Source organism: Methylobacterium sp. J-076 (assembly GCF_022829405.1).
GTDB lineage: Bacteria > Pseudomonadota > Alphaproteobacteria > Rhizobiales > Beijerinckiaceae > Methylobacterium.
In genome coordinates this window covers 64928-81210 of record NZ_JAKSXW010000146.1, presented here as the reverse complement: position 1 = coordinate 81210, position 16283 = coordinate 64928, and the positions used below count along the sequence as shown (strand labels likewise).

Genomic DNA, 16283 nt, shown 5'->3' with positions numbered 1-16283 from the left:
GGCCGGGGCGAGGAGGATGAGGGCCGCGAGGACGAGCCGCGCCGGCGCGCGCCGATCCCGCCGGGGGCCGGGGCCACCCCTCCCCAGGGAGGGGAGCGGGTGAGACACGGCGCGATCCGTTCCAGTGCGACGCACCCGCCTCACCCCGGCTCGCCGCGGTGGTAGGGGTGGCCGGCCAGGATGGTGAGGCTGCGGTAGATCTGTTCGAGGACGAGCACGCGCACGAGTCCGTGGGGCAAGGTGGCGGCCCCGAAGGAGAGGATCAGGTCCGCCCGCGTCCGAATTGAGGCGTCGAGCCCGTCCGGTCCGCCGACGATCATCGCCAGGGCCGGCTTGGCGGCATCGCGCCAGCTGGCGACCCGCCCGGCCAGGGCTTCGCTCGGGACGTCGGCACGGCCGCGTTCGTCGTAGGTGAGGATGGCGCTCCCCGGCGGAAGGAGCGGCAGCAGCGCCGCCGCCTCCTCGGCCGCCCGGTCCGCCCCGCGCCGGGCGCGGGATTCCGGGATCTCCACCAGATCGCAGGAAGGGAAGCCGAGCCCCCGGCCGAGCTGGGCGGCGCGCTCGCGATATCGTGACGCCAGATCCCGCTCCGGACCGGCCTTCAGGCGGCCGACCGTGGCGACGACGAGGCGCAATGGGGGAGTCGATCAGCCGGCGGCGACGCCGACGGGACGGTCCGCGCCCCACATCTTCTCGAGGTTGTAGAAGCCGCGGACCTCGGGGCGGAAGATGTGCACCAGCACATCCCCGGCATCGATCAGCACCCAGTCGCAGGCCGGCAGGCCCTCGACCCGGGCGGTGCCGAAGCCCTTGTTCTTCATCTCCTGCAGGATCTTGTCGGCGATGGAGCCGACATGGCGCTGCGAACGGCCCGAGGTGATGATCATCGTGTCGGCCAGCGATGTCTTGCCGGCAAGATCGATCGCGATCGTCTCCTCGGCCTTCATCTCGTCGAGGCATCCAAGCGCCAGGTCCCTCAGGGCCTCCACGTAGGCGAGGCCATGATCCTCGACGGGCGCGGGGCGGGGAGGGGTCTCGGGGCGCACGGTTTCAGTGCGAAGGGTCTCGGGCAGCGTCCTGATTCCTAGTGAGGCCGTCCGACGGCCTTGTCCCATGAAAGTGGCGGCTTCGCACCGCGATTGCAACAGGTCTGTGCGGGCGATGCACCGGATCGGCCCGCTCAGACCGCCTGTCTGCCTCGCTTACGGGCGCGGATGGCGGTGGACGACAGCTTCGAGCGCGGGCCGTGGAGGAACACCCAGGCCGGGGGCCGGCAGCCGGCGAGCGTCGCCGCCGCCGCCTCGGGGATCCGGGCGGCGGCGAACCGCCTGGCGGTCTTGGCGGACAGGGGGGCGAGCGTCGAGCCCGGCCGGTCGATCACCGCGATCGGCATCAGCCGGGCGATCTCCGCGGCGCCGCGCCAGCGGTGGAAGTTCGCCAGGGAATCCGCCCCCATGATCCAGACGAAGCGCACGCCCGGCCGGCGTCGGGTGAGGTAGCGCAGGGTCTGGACGGTGAAGCGCACGCCGAGGCCCGCCTCGAATCCGGTCACGGCGATCCGCGGGTGCGCCGCCACCCGGGCGGCCTGGGCGCAGCGGTCCGCCAGGGGGGCGAGGCGGCTGCGGTCCTTCAGCGGGTTGCCGGGGCTGACGAGCCACCACACCCGGTCGAGGCGCAGGCGCCGCAGGGCCGTGGCGGTGACATGAAGGTGCCCGAGATGGGCGGGATCGAACGAACCGCCGTAGAGGCCGATCCGCATGCCGGGCGCGCTCGGCGGCAGGGTCAGCCGCACGCGGCGCCACGCGGGCTCGGCCGCATCGTCGGCCCGCGGATCACGGCCGTGTCTGGCCGTGGCCGTGGACCCGGTACTTGAAGGTCGTGAGCTGTTCGACGCCGACCGGGCCGCGGGCGTGCATCCGCCCGGTGGCGATGCCGATCTCCGCCCCGAAGCCGAACTCGCCCCCATCGGCGAACTGCGTCGAGGCGTTGTGGACCACGATGGCGGAATCCACCTCGGCCAGGAAGCGCCGGGCGGCCTCCTCGTCCGCGGTGACGATCGCGTCCGTATGGTGCGAACCGTAGGTCTCGATATGGGCGATGGCCGCGTCGAGCCCGTCCACCACCTTCGCCGCGATCACCGCATCCAGATACTCGGTGCCCCAGTCGGCCTCGCTCGCCGGGGTGACGCGGGGGTCGGCGGCGCGGGTCTCCGCATCGCCGCGCACGGCGCAGCCGGCCTCGAGGAGGGCGACGACGAGGGGCTGGAGGTGCGTACCGGCGCAGGCCCGGTCGACCAGCAGGGTCTCGGCGGCACCGCAGACGCCGACGCGCCGCATCTTGCTGTTGAGCAGCACCGTCCGGGCCATGGCGAGGTCGGCGGCGCGGTCCACGTAGACGTGGTTGATCCCGTCGAGATGGGCGAAGACCGGCACCCGCGCCTCGGCCTGGACCCGCTCCACGAGGCTGCGTCCCCCGCGGGGGACGATCACGTCCACGCAGCTGTCGAGGCCGGCGAGCATCAGCCCCACCGCCGCCCGGTCGCGGGTGGGCACGATCTGCACGGCGTCGGCGGGCAACCCGGCTTCCGCGAGCCCCTGGGCCATGGCCCGGGCGATGGCCTGCGAGGTGCGGAAGCTGTCGGACCCCGCCCGCAGGATCGCGGCGTTGCCGGCCTTCAGGCACAGGGCGCCCGCATCGGCGGTGACGTTGGGGCGGCTTTCGAAGATCACGCCCACCACGCCCAGCGGCACGGCGACGCGCTCGATCAGGAGGCCGTTGGGCCGCTCGATGGCGGCGAGCTGGCGCCCGACGGGATCGGCCAGGGCGCCGACCTTCTCCACCGCCCCGGCGATCCCGGACAGGCGCGCCGCGTCGAGCCGCAGGCGGTCGATCAGCGCCTCGGGCTGCCCGGCCTCCCGGGCGGCGGCGACGTCGCGGGCGTTCTCGCGGAGGATGGCGTCGGCGTCGGCGCGCAGCCGGTCGGCGATGCGCCTCAGGGCCTCGTCCTTGGTTTGCGCGGAAGCCAGCGCCATGCCGCGGGCCGCCTGACGGGCCCGGCGGCCGATGGCGGCCATCTGCTCCGGCAGCGTCTCCGCGCCCGCGAAGTCGGATTTGAGGTTCAGGACGGGCACGGCGGACCTCGGGCAGGCATGGCGGAGGGGTCCGCCGTCTTCGCACATCGCGCCGAGACCCGACAAGGCCGGCCCGGCGCTAGAACAGGGCGAGGTCGTCCCGGTGGACCATCCAGGCCCGGCCCGGATAGTTCAGCAGCTCCGCGATCCGCGCGCTCGGGTGGCCGATGATCAGCGCGGCCTCGGCGCTGTCGTAGCCCACGAGGCCGCGGCCGATGGCCCGGCCCTCGGCGTCGCGGATCAGGACCGCGTCGCCGCGGGAGAAGTTGCCCTCCACGCTGCGCACCCCCACCGGCAGCAGGCTCGCCCCCCCGGCCAGCGCGGTGGCGGCGCCGGCATCGATGGTCAGGCCGCCCCGGGGCTCCAGAGAGCCGGCGATCCAGGTCTTGCGCGCCGCGGTGGGCGTCGAGCCCGACAGGAACCACGTGCAGCGCGCCCCGTCCTGCACCGCCTTCAGGGGGTTCTTGGCCCGGCCGTCGGCGATGACGAGGTGCGTCCCGCCCGCCACCGCGATCTTGGCGGCCTCCACCTTGGTCCGCATGCCGCCCCGGGACAGCTCCGAGGCGGGCCCGCCGGCCATCGCCTCGATCTCGGGGGTGATCCGCTCCACCACCGGCAGGTGGCGGGCGTCGGGGTCGGTGTTCGGCGGCGCGGTGTAGAGCCCGTCGATGTCGGAGAACAGCACCAGCACGTCGGCGTCGATCATCGTCGCGACCCGGGCGGCCAGCCGGTCGTTGTCGCCGTAGCGGATCTCGGCGGTGGCCACCGTGTCGTTCTCGTTGACGACCGGCACCGCCCGCAGTTCGAGCAGCTTCTGCACCGTCGAGCGGGCGTTGAGGTAGCGGCGGCGCTCCTCCGTGTCCTGCGGGGTCACGAGGATCTGGCCCGCCACGATGCCGTGGTGGCCCAGCGCCTCGGCCCAGTGGCGCGCCAGGGCGATCTGCCCCACCGAGGCCGCCCCCTGGCTCTCCTCCAGCCGCAGCGCCCCCGGCGGCAGGCCGAGCACCGTGCGCCCCAGGGCGATGCTCCCCGAGGAGACGACCAGCACGTCGACGCCGCGGGCATGGAGGTCGGCGATGTCCTCAGCGAGCGCCGCCAGCCACGCATGGCGCAGGCGGCCGCGGACGCGGTCCACCAGCAGGGCGGAGCCGACCTTGATGACGACGCGGCGGAAGGTGTCGAGGGCGGGGATCATGGGTCTCGCCTGGCAGGATCGCAAGCGAGCTTTGGCGGAAGACGCCACGTTTGAACAGCCGAGCCGCCACATGGACCGGCCGACGTGCGGGGCACGCGGCCCCCGCTCACGCCGTCGGCGCGTAGGCCGGCACGAGATCGGTCCGGCCGAAGTCGTTGCCCTTGAACAGCAGCGGCAGGCCGCGGCTCTTGGCGACGGCGTAGGACAGGCAATCGCCGAAGTTCAGCTGAGCCGGGTGCCCGCGGCCTTTGCCGTAGCGGTTGAAGGCGTCGATGCCGATGGCGGACATGGTTTCGTCGAAGGAGACGACCTCGATGTGACCGTCAGCCACGATTCGCTCCAGAGCCTGCGCAGCGCGATTCCGCAGTCGGCGATTTAGGGCCATCCTGGCTTCGCAGAGCGTCGGCGCGCCGATGAGACAGCGCCCCTGTGCGACGATCCCCCGGAACGCCGAGGCCTCGGGCTCTCCGAGCAGGATCGCGACAATCGCCGAGGAATCGAGAGCGATCATCGCGGATCGCTAAATCGGCAAACCGTAATCGTCGTACATATCGCGATGATCCGACGTCGCGCCCGGCACCCGGTAGGGGGCGTATTCCTCGACGAGCGCCTTCAATCGGTCGTAGCTGGCCTGCTGCTCCGGGTTCAACTCCTCGTAGGACAGCAAGCGTACCGGTTGCGGCGCCGCCCGTGCGGGCGGCTCGGTCCGGGCGAGGGTGCCGCGCAGAGCCTCGACCACCGCGTCATCCACGGAGGTTCCACGGCGATCCGCCAACTCGCGGGCCAGGGCGAGGGCGTCGTCGCGCTCCACGATCAAAGATTCGATCATCGCCCCCTCATCCCCCGACTCATTGCGGCGAAAGTTATCCTATTCTGTCTCCGTTGTCACTCACGGCTGCCATTCCGCCACCGCAGGCGCATCCTCCGCGCGGCCGGTCTCGATGGCCTCCTGAAGGGCGCGCAGCGCCTCCGCCACGCCCTTGCGGCTCGCCGAGGACAGCACCAGCGGCGCCTTGCCCGCCGCGCGCTTCAGCTTCGCGGTCTGGCTCTTGAGGGTCTCCGGATCGAGGGCGTCGGCCTTCGACAGGGCGACGATCTCGGGCTTGTCGGCGAGGCCTTGCCCGTAGGCCTCGATCTCGCCGCGCACCAGCTTGTAGGCCTTGCCTGCGTGCTCGCTGGTGCCGTCCACGAGGTGCAGGAGCACCCGACAGCGCTCCACATGGGCGAGGAAACGGTCGCCGAGGCCGACGCCCTCGTGGGCGCCCTCGATCAGGCCGGGGATGTCGGCGAGGACGAACTCGCGCTGGTCGTTGCGGACCACGCCGAGGCCGGGATGCAGCGTCGTGAACGGGTAGTCGGCGATCTTGGGCTTGGCCGCGGTGACGCTCGCCAGGAAGGTCGACTTGCCGGCGTTCGGCAGGCCCACGAGGCCGGCGTCGGCGATGAGCTTGAGGCGCAGCCAGATCCACATCTCCTGGCCTTCCAGGCCGGGATTGGCGTGTTTCGGCGCGCGGTTGGTGGAGGTGGTGAAGTAAGCGTTGCCGAAGCCGCCGTTCCCGCCCTTGGCGAGGCGCACCCGCTGGCCGACCTCGGTCATGTCGGCGATCAGGGTGTCGCCGTCCTCGGCGAAGACCTGCGTGCCCGCCGGCACCTTCAGCACGGCGTCGGCCCCGGTCGCCCCGTGGCAGTTCGAGCCCATGCCGTGCTCGCCCTTCTTGGCCTTGAAGTGCTGCTGGTAGCGGTAGTCGATCAGGGTGTTCAGGCCCTCGACGCACTCGATCCAGACGTCGCCGCCCCGGCCGCCGTCGCCGCCGTTCGGGCCGCCGAACTCGATGAACTTCTCGCGCCGGAACGACACGCAGCCCGGGCCGCCGTCGCCGGAGCGGATGTAGACCTTGGCTTCGTCGAGGAACTTCACGGCACCGTCTCGTTGTCGATGGCCGGGCATGGCCGCCCGGCCGGAATGATCGTGCGGTCGCACGGGCCACTGGACGCACCGCCGCCGCGGGCGGAGCGGGGCGATCCCATGGTGTCACGCCCCGCCGACGTCCCGCTCCCGCGGTCGCTTCGCGGCGCGCGCGATGACCGGGTCGGCGCACCGGCCGGGGCGCATCCCCGGCCGGTTATACCTCATTCCGCTGCGGCGAGCGCGCATTGCCCGGCATCCGCCCGGGCGAGCCAGCGTCCCCGCTCCAGCCGGAACCGGTCGGCCTCGCCCGCGCCGCCCCGGGCCGGAACACCCGCGGGCCCCCGACCGGTCCGGACGAAGCCCGCCTTCTCCAGCACCCGCCGGGAGGCGGGGTTGGCGACCCGCGCCGAGGCGTCGAGCCGCGTCGCCGGGGTCCAGGCGAACCACGCATGGACCAGGGCATCCGCCGCCTCGGTCATCAGCCCGGCGCCCCAGTACGGGCGGCCGAGCCAGTAGCCGAGTTGCGCCACGGCGGAATCGGCCCCGCGGGCGATCTCGATCATCCCGATGGCCCGGCCGGGCCGGGACCGCTCGCAGAGGGCGAGGGTCAAGCCCGTGCCGGCGAGGTTGGCCGCCCGGCTCGCCACGACGAACGCGTCCACCGCAGCCCGGTCGAGGGGATGGGGGATGCGCGCCGTCGTCTCGGCCACGGCCTCGTCGCCGGCGAGGCTCTGGAGGGAGTCGGCGTCGCACGCGGTCGGCCAGCGCAGCCACAGGCGGCGCGTCTCGATCCGGAAGACGTCGTCACGGAACAGGTCTGGGAACATGGCGCCCTCACCGGCGGCGCTCCCCTCGGGGATGCGGCGCCCAGAGACGACGAAGGGGAGGATGGTGTCCCATCCTCCCCGGCGTTCCGTCAGACCAGACCCGATCAGGGGCGGCTCACGTTCTCCGGTCCGGTGTGGGACACCGTCGCGGGACGCTCGCTTCGCCTTTCGGGCGCCCGCCTGTTACTCCGCGGCCTCGGCCAGCGGCACCACGGCTACGAAGGCGCGCCCGCGGCGCGTCTCGAACTGCACGGTGCCGGGTTTCAGCGCGAACAGGGTGTGATCCTTGCCCATGCCGACGTTGGCGCCGGGATGCCACTGGGTGCCGCGCTGACGCACGATGATGTTGCCCGGAATCACGGCTTCCGAGCCGAACTTCTTGACGCCGAGGCGCCGGCCGGCCGAATCGCGGCCGTTGCGGGAGGAGCCGCCTGCCTTCTTGTGTGCCATCTCTCGAACTCCGAATCTGGTGGGTTAAATCGCGCGGATCGCAGGCTCAGGCGAGCCCGCGCTCGATCACGCGGAGATGCCGGTGATGCGCACCACCGTGTGGTGCTGACGGTGGCCGCGCTTGCGGCGCGAGTTCTGGCGGCGGCGCTTCTTGAAGGCGATGACCTTCTTGTCCCGGCCGTGGGCGACGATCTCGCCCGTGACGCTGATGCCCGACAGGGTCGGCGCGCCGACCTGGGTGGCGCCCTCGCCGTCGGCGAACAGGAGGACCTCACCGAAGGTCACGGCCTCGCCGGCCTCACCCGGGAGGGTGGCGATCGTGATAGTGTCGTTGGCGGCGACGCGGTACTGCTTACCGCCCGTCTTGATGACTGCGAACATCGTTCTCTCGTGCTCTTGAACGGCCTCCGGGAGCCTCGCGGCGACCCTGGACCGGCTTCTTGTTTGAGTCATTGGCCAGTCGTGCCGGCCAACGCGAAAACGCGCGAATCCTGCGATCAGGCCGCGCGTCGTCCGGGTGTCTAGGGCGCGGACGGGGGGCCTGTCAACGCCGGGCTCAGCGGGTGAGCACATCCCTGGCGATGGTGCCCTGCGGGCCGAAGGCGTCGAAGGCCGCATCGCACCAGGTCGCCTGGCCGTCCGCCGAGAGGCGCTGGCGCAGTTCGGCGGCGCGGCTGCGCAGCTTCGCCTCCAGGGCGCCCTCCTGGGCCGAACCGACTTTGGCGGCGAGCCGCAGGGTGGTGAGCCGTCCCGCCCGGAGATGCGTGCCGGGACAGTTCTGCTCGGCGAGGATCGTCGTCGCCGCCGCCTCGGCATAGGCGTCGAGGGCGGCGGGGTTGGCCGGGGCGGGCACGGGCGCGGGCGGCGCGGGCTTCCCCGCCGCGAGGGCGGAGCCGCCGCCCATCCCGACGAGGACGAGAATCGTCGGGAGGAGCGCCCGCCTTGCCGTCGCCATGCCGGGCCGGGACGTCATGGGGATTCCTTGAACTCGCCCTCGATGCGCAGGGACACCTCGTCACCGAGCAGGGGGAGGTAGGCGCTGACCCCGAAATCGGAGCGCTTGACCACCGCCCGCCCGTCGAAGCCCACCGTATAGCGCCGGTCGATCGGGTTCGTGCCCGCCTGATTGAACGTCGCATCCACCGAGACCGGCTTGGTCACGCCGCGCAGGGTCAGGTCCCCGGTGATCCGGGCGGTGGTCGGGCTGGTCTGCTCGACGCCGGTGGCGGTGAAGGTGGCGGTGGGGAATTTCCCGGCATCGAAGAAGTCCGGCCCGGCGAGCTGCTGCTCCAGGCGGGCGTTCCCGGCCACGGCCCCGGACAGGGGCACGCTCACGGAGAGGTGGCTCTTGGTGGGCGCCTTCGGGTCGAGGTCCAGCGTGGCGGTCACGCCCGTGAACTGACCGTAATAGGTCGAGTAGCCGAGGTGGCCGACCGACCACGTGATCTTCCCATGGTCGGAGTCGAGCATGTAGCGCCCGGCCTTGACCTGGGTCGGGTCCTGCGTCGGGTCGGCGGGCTTCTCCTGCGCGAAACCGGCGGTCGCGTTGAGGAGCAGGGCCGCGAGGGCGAGGGCGGTGGTGCGCATCATGGATCGTCGGTCGGGCGGGTCGGTTCCGGCTCATTCCACGAAGCCGGCCCAACCTCAAGGTTCGCGGGGATCCGGGGCCCGATCCCGGCCGGCACGTTCCCCTTTGGCCCGGCGTGCTCTAAGCCCCCCGGATCGGACGGGCGGGCAGGGCATGATCGGCAAGCTGAAGGGCGTGGTCGATTCCTACGGCGAGGATTTCGTGATCCTCGACGTGCAGGGGGTGGGCTACGTGGTGCATTGCTCGGCGCGCACGCTCCAGCGCCTTCCCGCGGTCGGGGAGGCGACCTCCCTGGCCATCGAAACCTTCGTCCGCGAGGACATGATCCGCCTCTACGGCTTCCGGTCGGATGCGGAGCGGGAATGGTTCCGCCTGCTCCAGACCGTGCAGGGCGTGGGCGCCAAGGTCGCCCTCGGCGTGCTCTCGGTGCTGGAGCCGCCCGCGCTGGCCACGGCCATCGCCACCGGCGACAAGGGCGCCATCGCCCGGGCCCCCGGCGTCGGCCCGCGCCTCGCGGCCCGGGTCACCGCCGAGCTGAAGGACAAGGCGCCGGCCTTCGCGCCCATCGACCCCGCCCTGATCGCCCTCTCGGGGGCCGTCGAGGACGGCTCGGCGCCCCAGCCGGTGAGCGACGCGATCTCGGCCCTCGTCAACCTCGGCTACCAGCAGGCGCAGGCCTCGGCCGCCGTCGCCGTCGCCCTCAAGGGCGCGGGGGAGGGGGCGGAGGCCAAGACCCTGATCCGCCTCGGCCTGCGCGAACTCGCCCGCTAGCGGCCCCGTCCGACACCGGGCCTGCGACCACCCGCGCAATGGGTCGTGATCGATCCGCGCTTGACCGAACCGCCTCGCGCTGTCATCTCCCCCTCGCGCTAAGGGATTGAAACTGCTGCAGTTTTAAATAATTCCAAACTGAAGCGCCCCCGGAACGAGGATGCTGTCGATCGCATGATCGTCTGTTCCTGCAATGTCTTGTCGGACGGCGCCGTACGCTCCTGCCTCGGCCCCGGACCCGCCTGCCCGCGCACCCCGGCGCAGGTCTACGCATGCCTCGGCTGCAGCCCGAAATGCGGGCGGTGCGCCCGCACCATCCGCGAGATCATGCGGACCGCCCTCGGGGAAGACATTCCCAACGTCGAACCTGTCCATTCCTGCACGAGTGCTTGCAAGAGCGCCTGTACTCTGGTGAAGCTCCAGACAGCGGAGGAGAGGGTCGGCGCCTGATCGGGCGGAGCCTCCCTCCGGTTCTCGTTTCAGGAGAGTGTGAGGATGAAGGGCGACACCAAGGTCATCGAGTACCTCAATCGCGGCCTGCGCAGCGAGTTGACCGCGGTGAGCCAGTACTGGCTGCATTTCCGCATGCTCAACGATTGGGGCTACGTCGAGCTGGCCAAGTTCTGGCGCAAGGAATCGATCGAGGAGATGAACCACGCCGACCGGTTCATCGACCGGATCCTGTTCCTGGAGGGCTTCCCGAACCTGCAGGAGCTCGACCCGCTGCGGATCGGCCAGAGCGTGCCGGAGATCCTGGAATCCGACCTCGCCGCCGAGAACGGGGCGCGCTCCCTCTACCTCGAAGCCGCCAAGTACTGCGATTCGATCAACGACCGGGTGTCGAAGCGCCTGTTCGAGGATCTGGCCGAGGACGAGGAAGGCCATATCGACTTCCTTGAGACGCAGCTCGAACTCATCAAGCAGGTCGGCTTCCAGCTCTACGCGCAGAAGCACATCGGCGGCCTGGAGCAGATCGCCCCCGAGAAGGAGTGAGGCGCTAGCGCCTCCACGCGCGGGTCCCGCCATCGGGGCGGGCCCCGTTTCAGGGACAGGATAGCGGATAGGTTCGAGATGCGGCTCGTGGTGGTCGGCGCCGAGGGGCGCATGGGGCGGACGCTGATGCGTGCCGTGGCGGAGGCCGAAGGCTGCACCCTGTCCGCGGCCATCGAGCGCGAGGGCTCGCCCGCCCTCGGGCAGGATGCGGGCACCCTGGCGGGGCTTCCCGCCCTGGGCGTGCCGGTGACGGACGACCCGCTCGCCGCCTTCGCCGATGCCGACGGCGTCCTCGACTTCACCGCCCCGGCCGCCACGGTGCATTTCGCCGAACTCGCGGCCCAGGCCAGGATCGTCCACGTGGTCGGCACGACCGGCCTGTCGGAGGACGACCTCGCCAAGCTGAAGGCGGCCTCCTACCACGCCCGGATCGTCCGCTCCGGCAACATGTCGCTCGGCGTGAACCTGATGGCGGCGCTGGTGCGCAAGGTGGCAGCCTCCCTCGGGGCCGATTTCGACATCGAGGTCCTGGAGATGCACCACCGCATGAAGGTGGATGCGCCCTCCGGCACGGCCCTGCTCCTCGGCGAGGCGGCGGCGGAGGGGCGCGGTGTCGCCCTGCCGGCCGTGCGCGTCTCCACCCGCGACGGACATACCGGCGCCCGCAAGCCGGGGGATATCGGCTTCGCCACCCTGCGCGGCGGCTCGGTGGTGGGGGACCACAGCGTGCTGTTCGCCGGCCCCGGCGAGACCCTGACCATCAGCCACCACGCCGCCGACCGGGGGCTGTTCGCCCACGGCGCGGTGAAGGCGGCCCTCTGGGCGCAGCCGAAGCCGCCGGGCCTGTATTCCATGGCCGACGTGCTCGACCTGTAAACGGCCACGCTCTTTTATAACTCGCAGCGGATCACCACTCTTTGGGCTTGCGCCCGCGGCTGGTAGGAGCCCGGGCATCCGCGGCAGCCCGCCGCGCCTGCACGAGACCGAAGAGACTTCCGATGGAGCGCCTGCTGGTCCTCGCTCGCCACGGCCAGAGCGAGTGGAACCTCAAGAACCTGTTCACGGGATGGCGCGACCCGGGGCTGACCGACCGGGGCGTCGAGGAGGCCGTGAAGGCCGGGCGCTGGCTGAAGAGCGAGGGCTACGGGTTCGACGTGGCCTTCACCTCGGATCTCGGCCGCGCCCAGCGCACCTGCACCCTGATCCTCGAGGAGATGGGTCAGCCGAACATCGAGACCCTGCGCTCGCAGGCCCTCAACGAGCGCGATTACGGCGACCTGTCGGGCCTGAACAAGGACGACGCCCGGGACCGGTGGGGTGCGGAGCAGGTCCATACCTGGCGCCGTTCCTATGACGTGGCACCCCCCGGCGGCGAGAGCCTGAAGGACACCGCCGCCCGGGTGCTGCCCTACTACATCGAGTCGATCCTGCCCCGCGTCATGGCCGGGCAGCGGGTGCTGGTCGCGGCCCACGGCAACTCCCTGCGGGCGCTGGCGATGGTGCTCGACCACCTGACCCCGTCCACCATCTCCGGCCTGGAGATCGGCACCGGCGTGCCCCTGGTCTACCGGCTGAAGGAGGACACGACGGTGGCCTCCAAGTCGGTCCTGGAGCGCGACATCGACAACGCGTGAGCGTCGCCCTCCGCCCAGGCCTGATCCATTATCCGGGCTTCCTCGACGGGGAGGCCCGGTCGCGGCTGGCCGGGGAGGTCGCGGACATCCTGGCCGAGGCCCCGCCCTTCACGCCGCGGATGCCCCGCACCGGCAAGCCGTTCTCGGTGCGGATGGGCAATGCCGGCCCGCTGGGCTGGGTGTCGGACGAGCGCGGCTACCGCTACCAGCCGCACCACCCCGAGACCGGGCAACCCTGGCCGCCGCTGCCGGCCACGGCGCTCGCGGTCTGGGAGGCGATCGCGGCCTATCCGGCCCCGCCGGAGGCTTGCCTCGTCAACCTCTACGGCCCCGGCACGCGGATGGGCCTGCACCAGGACAGGGACGAGGACGAGTTCGACGCCCCAGTCCTGTCGCTCTCCCTCGGCGCCCCGGCCCTGTTCCGCTACGGCGGCCTCGCCCGGTCGGACCCGACCCGCTCGGTGCGCCTGATGCCCGGCGACGCCCTGGTGATCGGCGGCCCCTCCCGCCTGGTGTTCCACGGGATCGACCGGATCTACGCCGAGCCCGACCTGCTGGCCGAAGACCTGCTGCCCGGCCTGCTGCCGCCGGGCGGGCGGATCAACCTGACCCTGCGCCGCGTGAGCCGGCCGCAGGGCGTGTGAACGGGATCGGTGCGGCCCGTTGTCCGGAGCCGGTCACGTGAACGGCCGGAAGCGGGGGCACTCGCTTGACACCGGTGCCGGGGCATCGGACGCATCGGGGCCGCCCGTCCACGGTGGGGCGGCGGAAAGAGAGCGTCGAGTTCCATGAGGGTGCATGATCTCAGGCTGCCTCTTGCGGCGCTCCTCGTCGCCGCCGGGCTCATCCCCGCGGCGGCGGCCGACAGGATCTTCCCGCCGGGCTCCCGCTTCGGCTTCCAGCCCCCCTCGGACATGGTCCTGTCGAAGCGCTTCTCGGGCTTCGAGCGGGAGGAGGGCGGCGCCACCGTCTCGGTGGTGGAACTGCCGCCGAACGCCTTCCCCGAACTGGTGAGCGGCTTCACGGACGCCAACCTGCGCAACCAGGGCTTCGCCCTCGCCAAGAAGGAGCCGATCAAGGTCGGCGACAACGAGGCGATGCTCTATACCGGCGAGCAGCCGGGCGACCCGGCCACTCCCGCCCAGGCGATCCACAAATGGATCGTCGTGGTCGGCACGCCGACCGTCACCGGCCTGATCATCGCGCAGGCGACGCCGGAGGCCGAGACCGACGAGACGATGCGCGCGCTCGTCACCGACATCGCGATCCGCGCCCCCCTGTCGCTGACACAGCAGGTCGACGCGCTGCCCTTCCGCATCACCGACGACGCCGGCTTCCGGCCGGTGCGGGTGCTGGCCGGCAACTCGGTCCTGCTGACCAAGGGGGCCAAGGACCAGATGCAGAACCTGGAACAGCCGATCCTCGTGATCGCCCAGGCGATCCAGACCCCGCCCACCGCCGAACAGCGGGACGCCTTCGCCCGCGCCGCCCTCTACGCCAACCAGACGATGAAGGACTTCGTCGTCGAACGCTCGCAGAGCTACCGCTCGAACGGCATCGACTGGCACGAGATCGTGGCCCGGGCCACCGACATGCCCACCAACAAGCAAGTCGTGGTGGCCCAGACCATCCGCTTCAACCCGGACGGGTACCTCCGTGCCGTGGGCGTGGTCCGCGAGGACCAGCGCGGGGGCGTGCTGGCGGAGTTCCGGCAGGTGGTGGACAGCATCCAGATCAAGTGAGGCCCGCCGGGCGCGGGGGCACGTGATATGCTTCCGCCCCGGGTGACGGCACCGAACGGGCGCGGGATGGCGGATTTCCGCAGCTTGGAAGTGTTTTACTGGGTCGCCACGCTCTCCAGCTTCCGCCGGGCGAGCGAGCAGGTGAACACGACCCAGCCCGCCGTGTCCCAGCGCATCGCCGCCCTGGAGCATGAATACGGCACCCTGTTCGAGCGCCGCAGCCGCGACGTGGCGCTCACCGAGCGGGGCCGCGTCCTCCTCGGCTTCGCCGAACGCTTCCTCGCCCTCCAGGCCGAGATGGAAGCGGCCCTCGACGGCACCGGCCGGACCACCGGCACCCTGCGCCTCGGCGTGTCCGAGACCATAGTCCACCTCTGGCTGTCGCGCTTCATCGAGCGCATGCGGGCGGTGCATCCCGGCATCGGCGTCGACATCACCGTCGATATCTCGCCGCACATGCAGGCGGCCCTCGTCGCCAACGAGCTCGACCTCGCCTTCCTCGTCGGGCCGATCACCCTGCCGAGCCTCGCCAACCGCCCGCTCTTCGCGATTCCCGTCGCCTGGATCGCCGCCCCCGGCCTCGTGCCGGACGAGGAGCCCCTGAGCCTCGGGGCGCTGATGCACCACCCCCTCGTCACCTATCCGCGGAACACCAGCCCCTACGTGGAGCTGCGCGACCTCGTCCTGCGGGCGAACCTCCTGCCGGGCCAGATCCACACCAGCGCCTCCCTTGCCACCATCGTGAAGATGGGCATCGAGCGCCTCGGCATCTGCGTGATCCCGCCCGCCGTGGTCCAGCGCGAGCTCGATGCCGGGACCCTGCGCGTCCTGCCGGCGGAGCAGAAGCTTTCCGAACTGACCTTCACGGCCACCCACGCCAAGCGCCCGGAGGGTCACTACGTGGCCGACGCCGCCCGCATCGCGGAGGAGGTCGCCCGGGAATGGGCCGCCGCCCGATAAGGCCGGATTATCGCCCGCCATTCGCAATCATGATTGGCGCATAAAACGGCAGGGTGGGATCGTGTCTCTTAAGGCGGCAAATCGCCTGCGGGATCGCGGCGCGAATGCGGCGCGGCCCCGGCCGAGACCAGGGAGACATCCGGTGAGCCCCGACCCCCACGCGCCCCGTCCCGCGGAGAGCTTCGCGGATGCCCGCACGGCCCGGCGGGCGATCCGCTCCGGCGCATGGCGCGGGCACACGTCGGGCCTCGCCCCGACCCATGTCCAGGGCAACCTGATGATCCTGCCGGCCGCGCTCGCGCCGGACTTCCAGCGCTTCTGCCAGCAGAACCCGAAGCCCTGCCCGGTGCTCGGCATCTCCCAGCCCGGCGCCCGCGGCCTGTCCGTCCTCGGCGACGACCTCGACATCGCCACCGACGTGCCGAGCTACCGGGTCTACGAACACGGGGAGCTGGTGGCGGAGGTGTCGGACCTGACGGATCGCTGGCGCGACGACCTCGTGACCTTCGTCCTCGGCTGCTCCTTCTCCTTCGAGGCGGCGCTGATCGAGGCGGGCATCCCCCTCCGCCACGTCGCCCAGGGGCGCAACGTGGCGATGTACAAGACCACGATCCCCACCGTCCCCGCCGGGCCGTTCCACGGGCCCCTCGTCGTCTCGATGCGGCCGATGAAGGCCGCCGACGCCATCAAGGCGGTGCAGGTGACGGCCCGGGTGCCGGCGGTCCACGGCGCCCCGGTCCATCTCGGCGATCCGGCGCTCATCGGCATCGCGGACATCGCGACGCCCGATTTCGGCGACCCCGTCGCCATCGCGCTGGACGAGATCCCGGTCTTCTGGGCCTGCGGGGTGACGCCCCAGGCGGTGGCGATGGCCGCCCGCCTGCCCCTGTGCATCACCCATTCCCCCGGCTTCATGCTGGTCACCGACCTGATGAACCGGGACCTGCCGTACCGGTGAGGATCCCCCCATCCCACCCACGCACCTCGCCCTGAGGTGCCGCGACGCGGCCGCGAAGGAGGGCTCCAGACGGCTCCGAGCTTCCTGGAGGCCTCTTTCGAGACCTGTGCTCCGCTCCGGCACCT

22 protein-coding genes are annotated in these 16283 nt (G+C 71.6%); 9 read left to right on the top strand and 13 right to left on the bottom strand.

The annotated features are described in order from the left end of the window. Window positions 1-140: 140 nt before the first annotated feature. The 13 genes from rlmH to MKK53_RS21360 all read right to left on the bottom strand — a co-directional run bounded on the left by rlmH (window position 141) and on the right by MKK53_RS21360 (window position 9099). On the bottom strand, window positions 141-635 hold the full coding sequence (gene rlmH, locus MKK53_RS21420; protein WP_243930791.1) for a 23S rRNA (pseudouridine(1915)-N(3))-methyltransferase RlmH: 495 nt from the start codon (window positions 633-635) through the stop codon (window positions 141-143). 12 nt (window positions 636-647) lie between these two features. Then, on the bottom strand, window positions 648-1046 hold the full coding sequence (gene rsfS, locus MKK53_RS21415; RefSeq protein ID WP_243930790.1) for a ribosome silencing factor: 399 nt from the start codon (window positions 1044-1046) through the stop codon (window positions 648-650). A 134-nt stretch (window positions 1047-1180) separates the two neighbouring features. Continuing rightward, window positions 1181-1759, bottom strand: a complete 579-nt coding sequence (locus tag MKK53_RS21410) for a nicotinate-nucleotide adenylyltransferase (protein WP_243930857.1) — start codon at window positions 1757-1759, stop codon at window positions 1181-1183. Window positions 1760-1832: 73 nt separating this feature from the next. After that, window positions 1833-3131 carry a glutamate-5-semialdehyde dehydrogenase gene (locus MKK53_RS21405; protein ID WP_243930789.1) on the bottom strand — a complete coding sequence of 433 codons (1299 nt, stop codon included), beginning with the start codon at window positions 3129-3131 and terminating at the stop codon, window positions 1833-1835. Window positions 3132-3210: 79 nt separating this feature from the next. After that, window positions 3211-4326 carry a glutamate 5-kinase gene (gene proB, locus MKK53_RS21400; protein ID WP_243930788.1) on the bottom strand — a complete coding sequence of 372 codons (1116 nt, stop codon included), beginning with the start codon at window positions 4324-4326 and terminating at the stop codon, window positions 3211-3213. A 106-nt stretch (window positions 4327-4432) separates the two neighbouring features. Continuing rightward, window positions 4433-4837 (bottom strand): type II toxin-antitoxin system VapC family toxin, encoded by a 405-nt coding sequence (locus MKK53_RS21395; RefSeq protein ID WP_243930787.1) that lies wholly within the window; start codon window positions 4835-4837, stop codon window positions 4433-4435. Window positions 4838-4846: 9 nt separating this feature from the next. Beyond that, window positions 4847-5155: a type II toxin-antitoxin system VapB family antitoxin gene (locus tag MKK53_RS21390; RefSeq protein WP_243930786.1), complete on the bottom strand. Its 309-nt coding sequence runs from the start codon at window positions 5153-5155 to the stop codon at window positions 4847-4849. Between the two features lie 60 nt (window positions 5156-5215). Next, the gene (gene obgE, locus MKK53_RS21385) at window positions 5216-6244 is read right to left on the bottom strand and encodes a GTPase ObgE (protein WP_243930785.1); all 1029 of its coding nucleotides are present in this window, start codon (window positions 6242-6244) and stop codon (window positions 5216-5218) included. A gap of 212 nt (window positions 6245-6456) precedes the next feature. Continuing rightward, window positions 6457-7062 (bottom strand): GNAT family N-acetyltransferase, encoded by a 606-nt coding sequence (locus MKK53_RS21380; protein WP_243930784.1) that lies wholly within the window; start codon window positions 7060-7062, stop codon window positions 6457-6459. A gap of 183 nt (window positions 7063-7245) precedes the next feature. Next, on the bottom strand, window positions 7246-7512 hold the full coding sequence (gene rpmA, locus MKK53_RS21375; RefSeq protein ID WP_243930783.1) for a 50S ribosomal protein L27: 267 nt from the start codon (window positions 7510-7512) through the stop codon (window positions 7246-7248). 66 nt (window positions 7513-7578) lie between these two features. Continuing rightward, window positions 7579-7893, bottom strand: a complete 315-nt coding sequence (rplU, locus tag MKK53_RS21370; protein WP_243930782.1) for a 50S ribosomal protein L21 — start codon at window positions 7891-7893, stop codon at window positions 7579-7581. Window positions 7894-8068: 175 nt separating this feature from the next. Beyond that, window positions 8069-8485 (bottom strand): hypothetical protein, encoded by a 417-nt coding sequence (locus MKK53_RS21365; RefSeq protein WP_243930781.1) that lies wholly within the window; start codon window positions 8483-8485, stop codon window positions 8069-8071. Further along, window positions 8482-9099: a YceI family protein gene (locus MKK53_RS21360; protein ID WP_409564392.1), complete on the bottom strand. Its 618-nt coding sequence runs from the start codon at window positions 9097-9099 to the stop codon at window positions 8482-8484. The genes MKK53_RS21365 and MKK53_RS21360 overlap by 4 nt, the downstream gene beginning before the upstream one ends. Window positions 9100-9253: 154 nt before the next feature. On the opposite strand from MKK53_RS21360, the gene ruvA reads away from it, so the two are divergent. From ruvA to MKK53_RS21315, 9 genes are all read left to right on the top strand, one after another. Further along, window positions 9254-9871 (top strand): Holliday junction branch migration protein RuvA, encoded by a 618-nt coding sequence (gene ruvA / locus MKK53_RS21355; RefSeq protein WP_243930779.1) that lies wholly within the window; start codon window positions 9254-9256, stop codon window positions 9869-9871. A 174-nt stretch (window positions 9872-10045) separates the two neighbouring features. Beyond that, window positions 10046-10321, top strand: coding sequence for a bacterioferritin-associated ferredoxin (locus MKK53_RS21350; protein ID WP_243930778.1), 276 nt, complete (start codon window positions 10046-10048; stop codon window positions 10319-10321). Window positions 10322-10366: 45 nt separating this feature from the next. Then, window positions 10367-10864 (top strand): bacterioferritin, encoded by a 498-nt coding sequence (gene bfr / locus MKK53_RS21345; RefSeq protein ID WP_243930777.1) that lies wholly within the window; start codon window positions 10367-10369, stop codon window positions 10862-10864. Between the two features lie 78 nt (window positions 10865-10942). Next, a complete protein-coding gene (gene dapB / locus MKK53_RS21340) occupies window positions 10943-11740 on the top strand; it encodes a 4-hydroxy-tetrahydrodipicolinate reductase (RefSeq protein WP_243930776.1) in 798 nt (265 codons plus the stop codon). Window positions 11741-11862: 122 nt separating this feature from the next. Next, window positions 11863-12498, top strand: a complete 636-nt coding sequence (locus MKK53_RS21335; RefSeq protein WP_243930775.1) for a 2,3-bisphosphoglycerate-dependent phosphoglycerate mutase — start codon at window positions 11863-11865, stop codon at window positions 12496-12498. Then, a complete protein-coding gene (locus MKK53_RS21330; protein WP_243930774.1) occupies window positions 12495-13142 on the top strand; it encodes an alpha-ketoglutarate-dependent dioxygenase AlkB family protein in 648 nt (215 codons plus the stop codon). The genes MKK53_RS21335 and MKK53_RS21330 overlap by 4 nt, the downstream gene beginning before the upstream one ends. A gap of 144 nt (window positions 13143-13286) precedes the next feature. Further along, the gene (locus MKK53_RS21325; RefSeq protein WP_243930773.1) at window positions 13287-14240 is read left to right on the top strand and encodes a hypothetical protein; all 954 of its coding nucleotides are present in this window, start codon (window positions 13287-13289) and stop codon (window positions 14238-14240) included. 66 nt (window positions 14241-14306) lie between these two features. Further along, window positions 14307-15200 carry a LysR family transcriptional regulator gene (locus MKK53_RS21320; protein WP_243930772.1) on the top strand — a complete coding sequence of 298 codons (894 nt, stop codon included), beginning with the start codon at window positions 14307-14309 and terminating at the stop codon, window positions 15198-15200. 142 nt (window positions 15201-15342) lie between these two features. Continuing rightward, window positions 15343-16158, top strand: coding sequence for a putative hydro-lyase (locus MKK53_RS21315; protein ID WP_313901573.1), 816 nt, complete (start codon window positions 15343-15345; stop codon window positions 16156-16158). Window positions 16159-16283 lie beyond the last annotated feature (125 nt).

Coding starts and splice junctions, on each gene's coding strand:
- MKK53_RS21410 (WP_243930857.1), bottom strand. CDS start 1,759: ATGCGGATCGGCCTCTACGGCGGTTCGTTCGATCCCGCCCATCTCGGG.
- proB (WP_243930788.1), bottom strand. CDS start 4,326: ATGATCCCCGCCCTCGACACCTTCCGCCGCGTCGTCATCAAGGTCGGC.
- MKK53_RS21395 (WP_243930787.1), bottom strand. CDS start 4,837: ATGATCGCTCTCGATTCCTCGGCGATTGTCGCGATCCTGCTCGGAGAG.
- MKK53_RS21390 (WP_243930786.1), bottom strand. CDS start 5,155: ATGATCGAATCTTTGATCGTGGAGCGCGACGACGCCCTCGCCCTGGCC.
- MKK53_RS21380 (WP_243930784.1), bottom strand. CDS start 7,062: ATGTTCCCAGACCTGTTCCGTGACGACGTCTTCCGGATCGAGACGCGC.
- rpmA (WP_243930783.1), bottom strand. CDS start 7,512: ATGGCACACAAGAAGGCAGGCGGCTCCTCCCGCAACGGCCGCGATTCG.
- rplU (WP_243930782.1), bottom strand. CDS start 7,893: ATGTTCGCAGTCATCAAGACGGGCGGTAAGCAGTACCGCGTCGCCGCC.
- MKK53_RS21365 (WP_243930781.1), bottom strand. CDS start 8,485: ATGACGTCCCGGCCCGGCATGGCGACGGCAAGGCGGGCGCTCCTCCCG.
- MKK53_RS21360 (WP_409564392.1), bottom strand. CDS start 9,099: ATGCGCACCACCGCCCTCGCCCTCGCGGCCCTGCTCCTCAACGCGACC.
- ruvA (WP_243930779.1), top strand. CDS start 9,254: ATGATCGGCAAGCTGAAGGGCGTGGTCGATTCCTACGGCGAGGATTTC.
- MKK53_RS21350 (WP_243930778.1), top strand. CDS start 10,046: ATGATCGTCTGTTCCTGCAATGTCTTGTCGGACGGCGCCGTACGCTCC.
- bfr (WP_243930777.1), top strand. CDS start 10,367: ATGAAGGGCGACACCAAGGTCATCGAGTACCTCAATCGCGGCCTGCGC.
- dapB (WP_243930776.1), top strand. CDS start 10,943: ATGCGGCTCGTGGTGGTCGGCGCCGAGGGGCGCATGGGGCGGACGCTG.
- MKK53_RS21335 (WP_243930775.1), top strand. CDS start 11,863: ATGGAGCGCCTGCTGGTCCTCGCTCGCCACGGCCAGAGCGAGTGGAAC.
- MKK53_RS21325 (WP_243930773.1), top strand. CDS start 13,287: ATGAGGGTGCATGATCTCAGGCTGCCTCTTGCGGCGCTCCTCGTCGCC.
- MKK53_RS21320 (WP_243930772.1), top strand. CDS start 14,307: ATGGCGGATTTCCGCAGCTTGGAAGTGTTTTACTGGGTCGCCACGCTC.